The 15273-nt window shown below is 68.1% G+C and carries 12 protein-coding genes and 1 pseudogene; 4 read left to right on the top strand and 9 right to left on the bottom strand.

Annotation, left to right across the window (positions count from 1 at the left end):
- Positions 1 to 27 precede the first annotated feature (27 nt).
- Positions 28 to 804 (bottom strand): class I SAM-dependent methyltransferase, encoded by a 777-nt coding sequence (locus tag CWS39_RS02915; protein WP_102141397.1) that lies wholly within the window; start codon positions 802 to 804, stop codon positions 28 to 30.
- 34 nt (positions 805 to 838) lie between these two features.
- Here CWS39_RS02915 and CWS39_RS02910 point away from each other — a divergent pair, with 34 nt between their 5' ends.
- Positions 839 to 1999 (top strand): glycosyltransferase family 4 protein, encoded by a 1161-nt coding sequence (locus tag CWS39_RS02910; protein ID WP_102141396.1) that lies wholly within the window; start codon positions 839 to 841, stop codon positions 1997 to 1999.
- Here CWS39_RS02910 and CWS39_RS02905 read toward each other — a convergent pair whose 3' ends face one another.
- Genes CWS39_RS02905 through pgfA form a run of 4 tightly spaced genes read right to left on the bottom strand, consistent with a single transcriptional unit; the run spans position 2000 to position 5523 of the window.
- Positions 2000 to 2398, bottom strand: a complete 399-nt coding sequence (locus CWS39_RS02905; RefSeq protein ID WP_102141395.1) for a type II toxin-antitoxin system VapC family toxin — start codon at positions 2396 to 2398, stop codon at positions 2000 to 2002.
- Complete coding sequence (locus CWS39_RS02900) at positions 2395 to 2628, bottom strand: FitA-like ribbon-helix-helix domain-containing protein (RefSeq protein WP_102141394.1); 234 nt, start codon at positions 2626 to 2628, stop codon at positions 2395 to 2397. The genes CWS39_RS02905 and CWS39_RS02900 overlap by 4 nt, the downstream gene beginning before the upstream one ends.
- 46 nt (positions 2629 to 2674) lie before the next feature.
- Entirely contained in the window at positions 2675 to 4300 is a 1626-nt protein-coding gene (locus CWS39_RS02895; protein WP_102141393.1) for an MmpA family trehalose lipid delivery protein, read from the bottom strand.
- Between the two features lie 26 nt (positions 4301 to 4326).
- A complete protein-coding gene (gene pgfA, locus CWS39_RS02890) occupies positions 4327 to 5523 on the bottom strand; it encodes a cell envelope lipid trafficking protein PgfA (RefSeq protein WP_102141392.1) in 1197 nt (398 codons plus the stop codon).
- Between the two features lie 258 nt (positions 5524 to 5781).
- Between pgfA and CWS39_RS02885 the strand changes: the two genes are divergently transcribed.
- On the top strand, positions 5782 to 6894 hold the full coding sequence (locus CWS39_RS02885; protein ID WP_102141472.1) for an acyltransferase family protein: 1113 nt from the start codon (positions 5782 to 5784) through the stop codon (positions 6892 to 6894).
- Here CWS39_RS02885 and CWS39_RS02880 read toward each other — a convergent pair.
- Both CWS39_RS02880 and CWS39_RS02875 read right to left on the bottom strand, forming a co-directional pair.
- Positions 6863 to 8101: an AMP-binding protein gene (locus CWS39_RS02880; RefSeq protein WP_102141391.1), complete on the bottom strand. Its 1239-nt coding sequence runs from the start codon at positions 8099 to 8101 to the stop codon at positions 6863 to 6865. The genes CWS39_RS02885 and CWS39_RS02880 overlap by 32 nt on opposite strands.
- Positions 8094 to 9074, bottom strand: coding sequence for a phosphotriesterase family protein (locus CWS39_RS02875; RefSeq protein ID WP_102141390.1), 981 nt, complete (start codon positions 9072 to 9074; stop codon positions 8094 to 8096). Before CWS39_RS02875 ends, CWS39_RS02880 begins: the two co-directional genes overlap by 8 nt.
- Before the next feature lie 127 nt (positions 9075 to 9201).
- Here CWS39_RS02875 and CWS39_RS02870 point away from each other — a divergent pair, with 127 nt between their 5' ends.
- A complete protein-coding gene (locus CWS39_RS02870) occupies positions 9202 to 9879 on the top strand; it encodes a TetR/AcrR family transcriptional regulator (protein ID WP_102141389.1) in 678 nt (225 codons plus the stop codon).
- Positions 9876 to 10778 (top strand): annotated as a pseudogene (locus tag CWS39_RS02865) (R2-like ligand-binding oxidase); the annotation flags it as partial. The gene CWS39_RS02870 and the pseudogene CWS39_RS02865, both read left to right, overlap by 4 nt.
- A 46-nt stretch (positions 10779 to 10824) precedes the next feature.
- Here CWS39_RS02865 and CWS39_RS02860 read toward each other — a convergent pair.
- Positions 10825 to 15048: an alpha-(1->3)-arabinofuranosyltransferase gene (locus CWS39_RS02860; RefSeq protein WP_431306074.1), complete on the bottom strand. Its 4224-nt coding sequence runs from the start codon at positions 15046 to 15048 to the stop codon at positions 10825 to 10827.
- 28 nt (positions 15049 to 15076) lie between these two features.
- Complete coding sequence (locus CWS39_RS02855; protein ID WP_102141387.1) at positions 15077 to 15250, bottom strand: DUF2613 domain-containing protein; 174 nt, start codon at positions 15248 to 15250, stop codon at positions 15077 to 15079.
- Between the last annotated feature and the right edge of the window lie 23 nt (positions 15251 to 15273).

Here is a 15273-nt window from a genome sequence, read left to right as displayed (position 1 = left end):
TAGCGAGCGCAAAAACGAGAACATGTTTCAGTCAGAAGCTTGGCCCGGCCGCAAGACCAGCACCAGATTGCTCACCAGGAACTCCCGGAGCACTGGCACCTGCGTCAGCCACCACGCCCATCGCGGGTGGTAGCGAGGAAATGCAGCGACCAATGCGCCGGTGCTCGCCGCCCACTGCAGGCCATCGGCAGCCGACACCGCGAACAGTGACGATCCGTAGTTGTTTTTCGGCGGGTGGCCGTGTTTGCGGGTGTATCGCGCCGCGGCGCGCGTGCCGCCGAGGTAGTGCCACAGTCCCGTCTCGTGCCCGCCGAACGGGCCGAGCCACACGGTGTACGACAACACCACCAGGCCTCCGGGCCTGGTGACCCGCAGCATCTCCCGGCCCAGCCGCCACGGCTGCGGCACATGTTCGGCGACGTTGGACGACAGGCAGATGTCGACGCTGGCGTCGGCGAACGGCAATGCCATCCCGGATGCCCGCACGTAGACGCCGGTATCGGCGGTGGCCGCCGGGCCCGCGTGCATCTCATCCGGGTCGGGCTCGACACCTATGTAGTGCAGGCCAGCTCGCTCGAACGCCGTCGAGAAGTAGCCGGGCCCGCCGCCGACGTCGAGAACGGTCCGGCCGACGGGCTCTGCGCCGGTGGTCGCCCGCCACAGATCGGTCACCATCGCCGCGGTGTCGTCGGCCAACGCCCCGTAGAAGCGGGCGGGATCGCGTTGCTCGTAGCGGAACTCACTGAGCAGCCTGATGGCACGCGGCAGCGTGGCCCGCCGGGCGAACAGGTCAGTGGCTGGCACCGGACGAGCGTACGCAGCGGCTACCCTGTAGCGGATGTCTGTCCGCCCGGTTCGCCGCGTCTTGCTGCTGTGTTGGCGCGACACCGGCCATCCGCAGGGCGGCGGCAGCGAAACCTATCTTCAGCGCATCGGCGCGCAGCTCGTCGAGTCGGGCATCGACGTAACCCTGCGCACCGCCCGTTATCCCGGCGCGCCTCGCCGCGACGTCGTCGACGGTGTACGCGTCAGCCGGGGCGGCGGCCGCTACTCGGTCTACGTGTGGGCGGGGCTGGCGATGGTGGCGGCCCGCATTGGGCTGGGGCCGCTGCGCGGAGTGCGCCCCGACGTCGTGGTCGACACCCAGAACGGACTGCCGTTCATGGCCCGGTGGGCGTTCGGTCGGCGGGTGGCGGTGCTGGTGCATCACTGCCACCGCGAGCAGTGGCCGCTGGCCGGCCCGGTGATGGGCAGAGTCGGCTGGTTCGTCGAATCGAAGCTTTCGCCACGAGTGCACCGCCGCAACCAGTACATCACCGTGTCGCTGCCTTCGGCGCGCGATCTGACGAGTCTCGGTGTCGATCCGGCACGTATCGCCGTGGTGCGCAACGGCCTTGACGAGGCGCCGATACAGACGCTGGAGTCGCCGCGGTCGGTCACGCCGCGGGTGGTCGTGCTGTCACGGCTGGTGCCGCACAAGCAGATCGAGGATGCGCTGGAAGCCGTCGCGGCGTTGCGGACGCGCATCCCGGGATTGCATCTGGATATCCTCGGCGGCGGGTGGTGGCAGCAGCGGCTGGTCGATCACGCCGCACTGCTCGGGATCTCCGATGCGGTGACGTTCCACGGCCACGTCGACGACGACACCAAACACCTTGTGCTGCAACGGTCGTGGGTGCATGTGCTGCCGTCCCGCAAAGAGGGCTGGGGGCTGGCGGTCACCGAGGCGGCCCAGCACGCGGTGCCCACAATCGGCTACCGGTCCTCAGGCGGATTGACCGACTCGATCGTCGACGGAGTCACCGGGTTGCTTGTCGACGACCGCGACGACCTGGTCGACGGCCTTGAGCAGCTGCTGACCGATCACGTGCTGCGCGATCAGCTCGGCGCCAAAGCGCAGGTGCGCAGCGCCGAATTCTCTTGGCGGCAAAGCGCTGACGCGATGCGCTCGGTGTTGGAGTCGGTGCGGGCCGGGGTGTTTGTCAGCGGCGTGGTCTGATTACGGGCAGACGACGTCGCATCGGAGCCCTGGCGCGCGTTGAATGCGACGGTCGAGCGTGATGAGAGGTGTCTGCAGCAGTTCGGCGAGCGCGACATATGTGGCGTCGTAGCTAGTCAGGTTCGCCCGGAGTTCCCAAATTCGCATGGCAAGTACGTCGTAGGGCCAATATTCGATGGCAAGGTCAACGAGATCCGCGTGTGCCTGCACGGCCTGATCCGCGGCGACAGTTCCGGTCTGTTCGAGCCGGCGGATGACGTTTGCGCATTCAAACGGCAGAAGTGTTGGGGCACAGACGCCGGTATCGGTGATCCGCTCCGTCGCCCAACGGCCATCGCGTCCCGAGTCGAGAAGTGCGGCGACGATGGCGGAAGCGTCGCAGACAAGGGGCACTGTCATCGCTTGTCGGCATCTTTGGCGGTGAGGATCGTCGCCACGTCGAGGCGGCTTCCCGTCGCCTCGACACGTGCCCTCGCACGCCGCAGGACCTCACTGACCGTGGGTCTGGCGGCGGTGTCGATAAGCATTCCACGCAGGTATTCCTGCAACGACTTTCCACTCCGTGCCGCACGCGAGGCCAGCTCGTCACGCACGTCGTCGGGAATGTCACGAATCGTGATTGCCACCATGCATGCAGTTTAGCAGCATTGCTGTCAAAATACATGTAACGCTGCGTCAGCGTGTGTTGACGCGAGAAAATCGGATGTCGCTTCGGCGCAGGCGGCCGACCGCCATCGCCACGGCGCCGCATACGAGCATCGCCAGCCACACCAGATGCGCGGCGATCATCACGCCCCGTCCCGACGCCGCCGGCTGATCGCCGCCGATTCGGCGCACGGTCACGTCGTCGCCCGATTCGACCACCACCCAGCCGACGCCCGCACGCGCCAAGTCCTCGGATGAGGCGCCCGACAGCAGCATCGCCTGCACCGCGCGGGCGCGGTCGCCTTCACCCGGCACCGTGGTCCCGCCGACCGTCAGGTCGCCGGTGCTCAGCACGTCGGCGCGCACCCACCGCGGCAGCGGGTCGAGCACCGGCGCGTCGCCCGCCCACGGGAAGTGCCGCATGTTGTCCGGTGGCAACACCGCGACGGGCCGAGGGTCGGCGTTGATCGTCGCCGCCGCGGTGTACCAGCTCGACGGATAGTGCACCGCAACGACTTTCCCGCCCACCCCCCAAGCGAGATCGGGCAGCACCGCCCGCAACGCGGCGCAACACACCAGAGCCGTGGCCGCGGTCGGCAGCCACCGTCGCATCGTCACCACGGCCGCCGCCCCGGCCAACGCATAGCCGGACATCGCCAACGCCACCCACTTCTGCGCGTCGCGGAGTACCCCCAGCCCGGGCAGCGTCCGCACCACCGATTCGACCATCGCCAGGCCCGGCCCGGTCGCCATGAGCGCGGGTACCACCACCGCGACCGCGGCCAGTACCAACAGCGGCACCGCGGCACGACGCCGTAGCACCACCGGCAATCCCACCGCCACCACCGCTAGCAGCACGAAAGCACCGACCACTGCGAAAAGCGTTGTCCGCGAGGCGGGTACAGCCTCGCCGTTCCAGATCCCCCCGAGGCTCGCCAGGCTGCCCAACGTGCCGAGCCCTGGCTCGGCGCGCGCCGCGAAGGCACGCACACCCGCAGCTTGCGACGACGACAACGTGCCCGCCAACAGGGCGGCCACCAGCCACGGCAGGGCCGCAAACACCGAGATCCCCAGGCTCACAATGGCAACCAGCCATCGGGGACGAGAGCCAGCGGCGAAAACGCACACCACCGCGACCGTCGCCGCCAGCATCAGGCCTGTCGGCGTCAACCCGGCCAACGCCATCCAGAACACCAGCGGCCACACCGCCGCCCAAGAGTCGGAACCCGAACGCAGCCGCAACACCGCCAAAGCCACCCACGGCAGGCAGCCGTAACCGACCAGCAGGCTCCAGTGGCCCTGCAACAAGCGTTCTGCCACATAGGGATTCCAGATCGCGAGCGTGACCGCGACGAACTGCCCCGGCATACCGGCCTCGGGCACGACGAACGCCACCAGCCGGGCCGCGCCCCACCCCGCCAGCCACAAGCCGGCGACCAACAGCGCCTTGACCACGACTCCGCCGTCGAGCACCGTCGACGCCACGGCCACGAGGAAGTCCTGCGGCAGCGCGCGCGGCGCAGACTCGGACAAGCCGAGGGCCGCATCGGATAAGTACGAACGCGGCGTGGACACCGCGTCGCGCAGCAGCAGATAGCCGGGCCCCAACAGCGGGGCCGTCACCAGCGCGGCAAGTGCCAGCGCGTACGCCGGCACCCAGAGGCGGGTCAGATGACGGGCGATCAGACCGGTCGATCGGGCGGCAAATCCGTGGGCCGCTGCGCTGGCAATTTCTCGGTCTTGGCCTCCGCGCCGGGCACCTGGATGCCCTGGGTGTCGAAGAAGCCGTGGTCCGCTTCGTCCAGACCTGGATCGATCAGCGTGGACTCGGCGCGCAGGCTGAATGAGCCGAGCAGCGCGCCGCCGACCAGGGCCACCAGGCCCAGCGCGGTGAAGGTGATCGGCAGGATGCGGCCCCACAGCGCCAGCTTGTCGCGCTCCGAGCGCGCCGCGGCGACCTGCGATTCCACCGTCTCCTCGTTGGAGGTGACCCGGTAGTCGACGAAGGTGACCTCGGGTTTGACCGGGTCGCGTGCGTAGTAGTGGTTGCCGTGCTCCTCGGCCTTGACGATGGTCCCCGACACCGGGTCCACCCAGAACGTGCGCTGCGCCGCATAGAAACGGCTCATCGTGATGTTTTCGTCGGGTTCACCCGGCACACCCCACATCGACGCCCGCGCGGTGACCTGCGCGTCGGCGTCGTCCTCGTACAGCGACGCGTACTTGACCGGCTCGACGAGCTTGCCTTCGGAGTCGTAGCCGACGTTCTGGGTGAACCGGTAGGTGGTCAGCCCGTTGACGTCTTCTTCCCCGTCATAGTTGGCGTCGTAGGGCTTCTGCGCGATCGGGTCGAAGAACGGATACGTCTTCTTCTCGGTGTCGAACGGGAAGCGATACGTCAGCCCCTCGTGCGGCAACGCGATATTGGTCGGCGGCTTTTCATCCTCGATGCCCCGCGGCTTCTGCAATGCGCCGCCCGGATTGCTCTCGCTGGAGACCGCCATTGCCGTGGAACGGTTGACCGTGACGGTGTCCACCATCGCCAGCAGCAGGCCGGTGTCCTGCTGCTTGTCGGTGCGGCGCAGGGTGCTGCCGACCTGGAGCGTCACCACATCGGCGTTCGACGGCGCCTCGACGCTCATCTGCTGCTGCATCGTCAGCGGCACGTTGCGGTTGACGACGAACTTCTCGGCGTTCAGCGATGCCGGGTCGAATGCTGTGCCCGTGCCGTCGCTGACGAGCGTCGCGTCGATGTCGAGCGGGATCTTGGCGATCTTGCCCTTGGTATAGGTGGACAGCAACAGCGCGGCGATCAAGAGAGCCGCGCCCAGCCCCATGATTCCGCACGCGGCGATACGCAGCGTCACTGCGCGGTTCAAACCGTGCCTCCTTCGGTTTGAGAAGACCCCAACCAGCGCCCCCGGTGCCCTTTCGGGAGCAGCGGAGGCAAACCCGTCTGACCCTAACAGCACAAGTTAAGGCGGTTACTTACTACGAGCGCATCCCGTCCGTGGCTGCTTCGCTACCCATTTTCCGCGATTTTGGATCGGCGCGGCACACTGGTCGTCGTGACCGAACCAGGCCCGGACGGCCCCAACGTCGGTGGGACGCGCTCCTTCCTGCCCGCGGTCGAGGGCATGCGCGCCTGCGCGGCCATCGGGGTGGTGGTGACGCACGTAGCCTTCCAAACCGGGCACACCGAAGGCATCACCGGGCGGCTGTTCGGCCGATTCGACCTCGCGGTGGCGGTGTTCTTCGCGCTGTCGGGTTTTTTGCTGTGGCGCGGTCACGCCGCCGCGGCGCGCGGACTGCGCGAGCGCCCGCCCACCGGGCACTACCTGCGTTCCCGCATCGTCCGCATCATGCCGGGCTACCTCGTCGCGGTGGTGGTGATCCTGACCCTGCTGCCCGACGCCAGTTCCGATCTGGCGGTGTGGCTGGCCAATCTCACGCTGACCCAGATCTATGTGCCGTTGACGCTCACCGCCGGGCTGACGCAGATGTGGAGCCTGTCGGTGGAGGTCAGCTTCTACCTTGCGTTGCCGCTGCTGGCGCTGCTGGTGCGACGGGTGCCCGTGCGCGGCCGAATCGCGGTGATCCTGGCTGCGGGAGTCGCGAGCCTGTTCTGGGTGTGCATACCGTTCGACGGCGGCTCGGGGCACAACCTGTGGAACTGGCCGCCGGCATTCTTCTCCTGGTTCGCGGCGGGCATGGTGCTCGCCGAGCTGACGGTCAGCCGCGTCGGCTGGGTCCACGCGCTGGCGCGGCGCCGGGTGCTGATGGCGGTCGTCGCGGCGGCGGCGTTCGTGGTGGCCGCGTCGCCGCTGGCCGGCCGGGAAGGCCTGCACCCGGGCTCGATCGGGCAGGTCATGTTGAAGACGACGATGGGTGCGGTGTTGGCCGCCGCGCTGCTCGCCCCGCTGGTGCTGGACCGCCCCGACACGCCGCACCGGTTCTTGGGCAGCACCACGATGGTGACGCTGGGCCGCTGGTCGTATGGGCTGTTCATCTGGCATCTGGCGGCGCTGGCGATGGTGTTCCCGATGATCGGCGAGTTCGCCTTCAACGGCCAGATGCCGGTGGTGTTGGTGCTGACGGTGGTGATCGGCTTTGCAATCGCGGCGGTCAGCTATGCGCTAGTGGAATCGCCGTGCCGGGTGGCATTGCGGCGCTGGGAATTCCGCCGTCAGCGTCCGGTGCCGCCGCTCGATAGCTCCGTCAAGGACGTGCCTGAGCCAGTCGCGCGATGACCTCGTCGCGCACCTTCGTGCGACGGGCCTTGCCGGCTTCGTCGCGCAGCGGCGTGTCGACGAATTCGACCGTGCGCGGCACCTTGTAGGGCGCGACGCGGTCTTTGAGAAAGTCGATGACGTCGGCTTCGTCGAGGCCGTCGGCTTGCACCAGCGCGTAGGGCACCTGCCCCAGATCCTCGTCCGGAACTCCGACCACCAAGCAGGACAACACCTTTGGGTGTGCTGAGAGCGCGCCCTCGATCTCGAAGATCTTTATCTCCCCGAAGACGACTCGGCCGACGGAGCCGGGGTGGTCCAGCCACTCGCGCCCGCTGATGATCGTGAATGCCTGAAGTTCGGTGCCGCCGTAGAACTCCCACAGTCGGTCGGGCCCGAGCAGCTCGATCCAGGCCTCTTTGACGGTGGGTGGGCAGGGCGCGCCGACGTGCCAGAACCGCTTGATCGAGGACAGGTCGTAGGCGTCGGGGTTCGCGTGGTAGACGGGCAGCGTCCGATGCATGATCGTCGGCACCGTGGCGAGGAAGTTGACCTTGTGCTCGGTGATCAGCCGCAGAAACTCGTGCGGATCGAACCGCGGCATGACGACGAGGTGGCCGAGCAGCATCCCGACGGTGGCGCCGATCATCCCGGTGTTGTGCGACATGGGCTCCGACACCAGCGTGGTGTCGCCCTCTTGCACACCCAGGCCGGCGCCGAAAGCAGCTGTGTCATAACGGCTGTCGCCACCGGATTCGATCAGCTTGGGTCGCCCGGTGCTGCCGCCGGACGCCATGGCCTTCCATACGGGAGAGACCATCTCGGGCAGCGCGGCATCCGATAGTGCCGGATCAGGTGTGAAGTCGGCAGGAACACTGGGGATTTCGCCGTGCGGATTGTCACGGCCCACAAGCAGGGCGCGCGGGCGCAGTGCCAGGATGGCTTCGAACTCCGCGTCGGGCAGGCTGGTGGGCAACGGCTGTGGCACGGCGCCCAGCTTCCAGGCGGCGATCGCGGCCTGCAGAAACTCGATCGAGTTGGGCAACACGATCGTCACGTAATCACCTTGGCGCACACCGAGTTCGGCGTAGGCGCGGGCCAGCCGGTTGGTGGACTCATCGAGTTCGCGGCGGGTGATGGTGCGGCCGGCGCAGGTGATCGCCGGCGCGTCGGGCGCTTGTGCGGCGCGTCGGGAGGCCTGGGTTCCGATCGGAGGGACGTCAGGCATAGGCGCCCTGCCGTTCGAAGATCTTGCGTGGGTTGTCCACCAGCATGGTGGTGATCTGCTCGTCGGTGACGCCGCGCTGTTTGAGCGCAGGGAGCACATCGTTGTGGATGTGCAGGTAATGCCAATTGGGCATCACGACCGGCACGATTTCCTCCGGCAGCCAGTCGATGAAGCAGGAGGCGTCGTGGGAGAGCACCATCTTGTCGGCGTGGCCGCGTTCGCACATCGTCGCGACGGTGTGCACCCGGTCCTCGAACGAGAGGATGGCGTCGGCGCCGAACCGGTCCATGCCGATGTAGGAGCCGTTGCCGATGACTTCCTCGAGATAGTCGATGTCGGTGGTGTCGCCGCAATGGCCGATGACCACGCGGGTGAGGTCGACGCCCTCTTCGGCGAAGATGCGCTGCTGCTCCAGGCCGCGGCGGGTGAGCGCGTGAGTGTGCGTCGAGATCGGCACACCGGTCTGGCGATGCGCCTGCGCGACAGCCCGCAACACCCGTTCGACACCGGGTGTGACGCCGGGTTCGTCGGTGGCGCACTTGAGGATTGCCGCTTTGATGCCAGTGTCGGCGATGCCCTGCTCGATGTCGCGGACGAACAGGTCCGTCATCACCTCGGGGCCGTCCATCGGCGTGCCCGGCCCGGTGAAGTGGAAGAACATCGGGACGTCGTTGTAGGTGTACACGCCGGTGGCGACGACGATGTTGAGCTCGGTGGCCACCGCGATGCGGGCGATTCGGGGGATGTAGCGGCCGAGCCCGATGACTGTGAGGTCGACGATGGTGTCCACCCCGCGGGACTTCAGCACGTTGAGCCGACGGATGGCGTCGGCCTCGCGTTTCGCTTCGTCGCCCCACACTTCGGGGTAGTTGTTCAGGATTTCCGGTGATAGCACGAATACGTGTTCGTGCATGAGCGTGACGCCGATGTCGGCGGTATCTATGGCGCCCCGGGCGGTATTGAGTTGCGGCACGCGGCCGATGCTAGGGCGATTTGACGCCGTCGTTGGCCGATCCGCCTATGCCGAGGCGCAACGCACCCCTTGACTGTGAGGCCCGTCACAGTAATATGACCAGTGGTCATCGACCCGGGAGGAACCGATGCCGACGGTCACATGGGCTCGCGTCGATCCGGCACGTCGTGCCGCCGTGATCGAAGCCGCCGAAGCCGAGTTCGGCGCGCACGGGTTCTCCCGCGGCAGCCTCAACGTCATCGCGCGCAAAGCTGGTGTCGCCAAAGGCAGTCTCTTCCAATACTTTGCGGACAAACGCGATCTCTATGCCTTCATCGCCGACGTCGGAAGCCAACGCGTGCGCACCTACATGGAGGCACGCATCCGCGAGCTCGACCCGAGCAGGCCGTTCTTCGAGTTCCTCACCGACCTGCTCGACGACTGGGTCGCCTACTTCGCCGAGCACCCACGGGAGCGGTCACTGCACGCCGCGGCCAGCTTCGAGGTCGACGCCGAGGCCCGCGTCAGCGTGCGCAGCGTCATCCACCGCCACTACCTCGAGGTGCTGCGGCCCCTGGTCCGCGATGCCCACGCCCGCGGCGATCTGCGCGCCGATTCCGATACCGATGCCTTGCTGTCGCTGCTGCTGCTGATCTTTCCGCACCTCGCGCTGGCGCCGTACGTCCGTGGCATGGACCCGGTTCTCGGGCTCGACGAACCCACTCCGGAGCAGCCCGCCCTCGCTGTGCGCCGGCTCGTCGCGGTACTGGCGGCCGCGTTCCAGCCCCAAAAAGCCCCTAGACCCGAGGAGGTCAAAACCCGATGACACACACCCAATTTGGCTCGATCAAGGCCGGCGGCCTCAACTGGGACAGCCTGCCGCTCAAGCTGTTCGCCGGCGGTAACGCGAAATTCTGGAACCCCGCCGACATCGACTTCTCCCGCGACCGCACGGACTGGGAGGGGCTCACCGAACGTGAACGCGACTACGCCACCCGGCTGTGCGCCCAGTTCATCGCCGGCGAGGAGGCGGTCACCAAGGATATCCAGCCGTTCATGAACGCGATGCGGGCCGAAGGGCGGCTGGGCGACGAAATGTACCTGACGCAGTTCGCCTTCGAGGAAGCCAAGCACACGCAGGCGTTCCGGCTGTGGCTGGACGCCGTCGGCATCACCGACGACCTGCACAGCTACTTCGACCCCCTGCCGGCCTACCGGAAGATGTTCTACGAGGAGCTGCCGAACGCGCTCGAGGCGCTGGAGACCGACGCCTCACCGGCCGCGCAGGTGCGCGCGTCGGTGGTGTACAACCACATCGTCGAAGGCATGCTCGCGCTGACGGGATACTATGCGTGGCACAAGATCTGCATAAGCCGCGGCATTCTGCCGGGTATGCAGGAACTGATCCGCCGCATCGGTGACGACGAGCGACGGCACATGGCGTGGGGCACCTTCACCTGTCGGCGTCACGTCGCGGCCGACGACGCGAACTGGTCGGTGTTCGAGGAGCGGATGAATGAACTAATCCCATTGGCGCTGCAGTTCACCACCGACGCGTTTGCGTTGTATGAACCCGACATCCCGTTCGGTCTGGAACTCGACGAGTTCATGCAGTACTCCAGCGAGAAGGGCCTGCGGCGGTTCGGCACCATCAGCAGCGCCCGCGGCAGGCCGGTCGAGGAAATCGACCTGGATTACTCGCCGCTGCAACTGGAGGACGCCTTCGGCGANGCAGCGCCCGCGGCAGGCCGGTCGAGGAAATCGACCTGGATTACTCGCCGCTGCAACTGGAGGACGCCTTCGGCGAGGAAGACGCAAAGGTACTGGCCGCGTCGGCATAGCGTTTGGGCATCACCACAACCGTCGACGCCGCGACCATCGCGACCGACAGCAGCGCCAGCAGCTGCACGCCCCACGAGTGCCCGACGTAGCCGTCGACCGACCGCCACGGATACCGCGACAGCACCGCGCCGGCCAGGATCAGCCCGCCCGCCGCCGTGCCGACAGTCACTGCGTCGCACCATGATTCGCGGTTGCGCAGCAGATACCGAACGCCGAGACAGCCGCCGACGACGATGAGGCCGGCGACGCCGGCGATCAGGGCACCGGCGGCCACGGCAGCCCCAGACGCAACCACGGTACCCGGGCGCCACGGCCTGGCCGGCTCCTCGACTCGGACGCGTCGCGCCGGCACCAGCGCAAGCAGTGCCAGGATCGGCAGCAGCCCCAGGCCGCCGAACAGCCCGATGCGGTACGGGGTGTTGGACGGGAACGACAGCGTGACGGTGCCGCTGGTGCCGGCGGGCAGCACCCAGCCCTGCTGCCAGCCGTTGACCGTGATCGGCGCCAACTGGGCGCCGTCGGCGCTGTGCGCGACCCAGCCCGGGTTGATGCTCTCCGGCACCACCAGCAGCCGCTGGGTCGGCGCGGCGGGCACCTGCACCACCCGCCGGTCTGCGGACCATTCGCTGATGTCGACCGAAGCAGCTGTCGCCGTAGGTATTTGGCCGGCGAGCGGCCCCTCGAGCGCAACGCCGTCGACGAAGAACGCCGCGCCAGGGCTGATCAGCAACTCCTGCTCACCGGCGGGCAGCGTGATCGGTTCGGTGCGGCACGGTTCGGCGGAGACTGGTTCCCCATCGAGCAGCGCGCCCACCGTCGTCGTGACCGATGTCTGCACGAATTGGCCCGCCACACCAATGATCGGCCCCTGGCCGCACGGCAACGAGATGGCCCGCTGTCGGTTGCGCGCGGCGTCGGCGGCCCCGATCGGTGCGCCGCCCTCGGCGTCGAGCACCGCCACCTCGGCCAGCCCGGGTGGCTTCAACTGGTCGAAACCCAGTGCGGTGCGGTCGATGATGTCGTTCCAGTCGAGGATCGACAACGTCACCGTGTCGGTCACGCGGGGGTTCAGCTGGAGCGTCTGGCTGTCACCGTCACCGGAGAGCGGGCGCACCTGCGGGCCGTCGCCCAGGTCGACGGCCACCAGGGTCGGATGCGCCGGCGGTTCGGACATACTCGGCGTCAGCCGCAGCGCCGCCACCTCGCGACGGGATGGCAGCTTGAGCGTCAGCGTGGGCGGAATCTTGTGCTGCACCGGGCTTTGCCGTGCGGTCCATGAGCTTCGCGGGTCGCCGTCGGTGGCCGCGAACGCCGACCCCAGCACGTCGATCGGATCGGAGTCACCGCTCGCACGCGTCGTGCCGGGCTGGCTGATCAGGTCGGCCAGCTTCGGTCCCTGACGCGCGCGCACCCACACCGTCGGCGTCACCGCCGTCTTCTCCGGGACCGTCAGCGTGCGGCTCAAATTCACCGGCTCCTCGGGAGCCAGCGCCATCGCCGCGGCGCAGTGGATCCCGTCCGGGCCGTCCACGCAGCCCGGCCGCCCCAGCAGTTCAGAACCCAGATCCCATTGCGCCACCGCAGATCCCGGTGGCGGCCCCGGCACCAGCACGGTGTGCCGCAGGTTGACCGGATGTGCGAAACCTGATGCGTCGTACTGGGTGACGGACAGGTCGGTGATGCCGAACTGCACACCCGAGGAGCCGTCGTCGGTCGCCGCCGCCGTGATGCGCACCCATGGCGTCTCGCCGTACGGCAGCGCCACCGACAGCGGCTTGCCGGGTTCGTCGAAACGTAGTGTGCTGGTGCCATTTACGGTGGACACCTCGATGCGGCGCACCTGCGCGCCGACGGCGGTGGCGCTGGGGGTGATGGTCAGGGTGGCGTTGGTGACGGGGTGGTCGAAGTCGATCTGCAACCACTGACCGATCGCCGACTGCAATGCGTTGGACACCCAGCTCGTCGACGAATCACCGTCGATCGCCGCCGGCGGCCCCGTCGCGGGAACCACATTGGGCAACGCGGTCGAATCCGACGCCGAGCTCGACACCGTCAGCCGGCCGCCCGACCATTTCCCGTACACCAATTCCGCACCGCCCGCCGGATAGTCGGGCACCCGGTTGAACGTGTGCCGGGCATCGTCGGGCGTGCGGATCGCCGAGGAGTGATCGTCGACGCGCCCGTAGTCGGTTTCGCGCGCCAGCGGGGTGTCGGTGACAGTCACCACCGGTGCGGGCAGACCGGCGCGCTGCGCGTCAGAGGTCAGCAGCATCGGTCCCAGCGGCGGCTGCCCGAGCAGGCGGCGTCGCTCGTCGAGACGCAGCAGCGCCTCGGGGCCACCATCGACGCGTGCCATCGCGTCGCTGTCAACGACATATGGCGCGTTCGGGTTTCGCTCGCCGGCCTCGACGCGGTAGATCTCCACGGCCGGGTAACGCGGCCGCAGGCCGCTGTCGGTGACGAAGCCCTCCAATGTGCCCGGCCCGACCGGATCGCCGAACTGCGCCACTTTGGTCAGCCCGCCCGATCCTTCGATCGCGCGGTGCACCAGCACCGGGCGCGCCGACCGCGACGTCTCCGGATCGAGGTCGTTGCGCACCACGACGTAGGAAATCCCCTGCCGGGCAAGCGTATCCGCGAGGCCGACCGACGGCCTACCCGCGGCGAACAGGCGCTGCACCGAGTCCAGCGCCCGGATCGTCTCCGGTGGCGTCAGTGGAATCGAATCGCGCACGCCCCAAGGGCTTTCGCCGAGCACCTGCAGCGGTTCGTCGTGGCTGCTGCCCCACACCTGGGTGGCGAATGGCGCACCCGGGGCCACCAAAACCCGTCCGCGCGAGGTGTTGTGCTCGTCGAGCCACGACGCGGCGTCGTGCCAGTACCGCGGGATCGCATCGAACGCCCCGGGCGGGGTGAGCCGTCCCGTCCACGCCAGCGACGTCCCTGCGGCCAGCGCCACCAACACCACGATGCCGACGGCTACCCGCTTGTCGCGCTCCGGGTGGGCGAAGGCGTCCAGCCAGACACGCCGAGGTGCAGTGCCGGGCAACGGGATCCGGCCCAGCAGATGGGCGAGGCCGAGCGCCAGCGGCAGCCGCAGCACCGGATCCAGTTTGTGCAGGTTGCGTAGTGGGGTGCCGTCGGCGTCGAGGAAGGCCTGAACCTCGAGCGCAATCGGCGAGCCCAGGCCGCCCGAATAGCCAACGGCCAGCAGCACAATGCCGATCATCAGCGTGGTGATCAGCCGGCCGCGGGCCGGCATCGAGCGTAGCGCGAGACCGGCCATTCCAGCCGCGGCGACCAGCGTCGTCGCCAACACGGCCAGCGACCCGGTGACCAGGGACTCGCCCGCCGTCGCATTGGGCGCCACAAACGGTGTCCAGCTGCCGGTGCCCCGCAGCATCTCGGTCAGCGACATCCACTGTGTGGTGACGCCGGACGATTCGATGAAATCCAAAAACGGCGGGCTGATCCGACCCAGCAGCACCAGCGCGACCACCCACCATGCGACCGCCAGCACCGCACACCCGAACCACCAGGCGGTGAAGCGCCACCACAGCCGGTTCGGCCGGTGGCAGGCCCACCAGATCACCGCGGCCAGGCAGCCGGTCAGGGTGGCGACGGCGTTGACCGCACCCATCAATGCGATGGCGCCGGCCGACCGGGCGGCCATCAGCCGCACCGAATGCGACCCGCGCAACGCCAGGATTACCGGCAACAGCACCCACGGCGCGAGCATCATCGGCAGCGTCTCTGACGAGATCGCCCCCAGCGTCGTGAGCACCCGCGGGGACAGCGCGAACGCCAAGGCGCCGATGAGGCGCGACGTCGGACTGCCGATGCCCAGCGCTTCGGCGACCCGCAGCACACCCCAGAACCCGACCGTGAGCAGCAGCGCCCACCACAGCCGCTGCGTCACCCAGTCGGGCAGCCCGATCACCTCGCCGGCGAGGAAGAAGGTGCCGTGCGGGAACAGGTAGCCGTAGGCCTGGTTCTGCGCCTGCCCGAATGGCAGCTCGCTGTTCCACAGATTGGCCGCGCGGGCCAGAAACCGCAGCGGATTGGCGGTCAGGTCGAGCTTGGTGTCGGGCGAAATCTGTCCAGGTGACTGGGCGAAGGTCAGGATCAGTGACGCCGCAGCGACCACCCACAACCAGCGCCGCGACAGCGGCGCGGCCGGATTATGTACGGTCGCCGTACTCGACCCGGTTGAGCACCGAAGACGCCGGATCGCCCGCCTGCAGCGGAGGCTTCGTGTCCTGCTGCACCATCAGCGTCACCCCGAAAATGGCGGCCGCGCCCAACAACAACCCGACCACGATGCTGGCCGCGGCGGGCACGAGAAACCGATCCATGCGGCCAAAACTAGCACGAGATG

Origin of the sequence: Mycobacterium hubeiense (assembly GCF_002838065.1) — a bacterium.
Taxonomy (GTDB): domain Bacteria; phylum Actinomycetota; class Actinomycetes; order Mycobacteriales; family Mycobacteriaceae; genus Mycobacterium; species Mycobacterium hubeiense.
This window is presented reverse-complemented; position numbering and strand designations above follow the sequence as displayed.

Coding starts and splice junctions, on each gene's coding strand:
- CWS39_RS02910 (WP_102141396.1), top strand. CDS start 839: ATGTCTGTCCGCCCGGTTCGCCGCGTCTTGCTGCTGTGTTGGCGCGAC.
- CWS39_RS02905 (WP_102141395.1), bottom strand. CDS start 2,398: ATGACAGTGCCCCTTGTCTGCGACGCTTCCGCCATCGTCGCCGCACTT.
- CWS39_RS02900 (WP_102141394.1), bottom strand. CDS start 2,628: ATGGTGGCAATCACGATTCGTGACATTCCCGACGACGTGCGTGACGAG.
- CWS39_RS02885 (WP_102141472.1), top strand. CDS start 5,782: ATGCGCGCCTGCGCGGCCATCGGGGTGGTGGTGACGCACGTAGCCTTC.
- CWS39_RS02880 (WP_102141391.1), bottom strand. CDS start 8,101: ATGCCTGACGTCCCTCCGATCGGAACCCAGGCCTCCCGACGCGCCGCA.
- CWS39_RS02870 (WP_102141389.1), top strand. CDS start 9,202: ATGCCGACGGTCACATGGGCTCGCGTCGATCCGGCACGTCGTGCCGCC.
- CWS39_RS02855 (WP_102141387.1), bottom strand. CDS start 15,250: ATGGATCGGTTTCTCGTGCCCGCCGCGGCCAGCATCGTGGTCGGGTTG.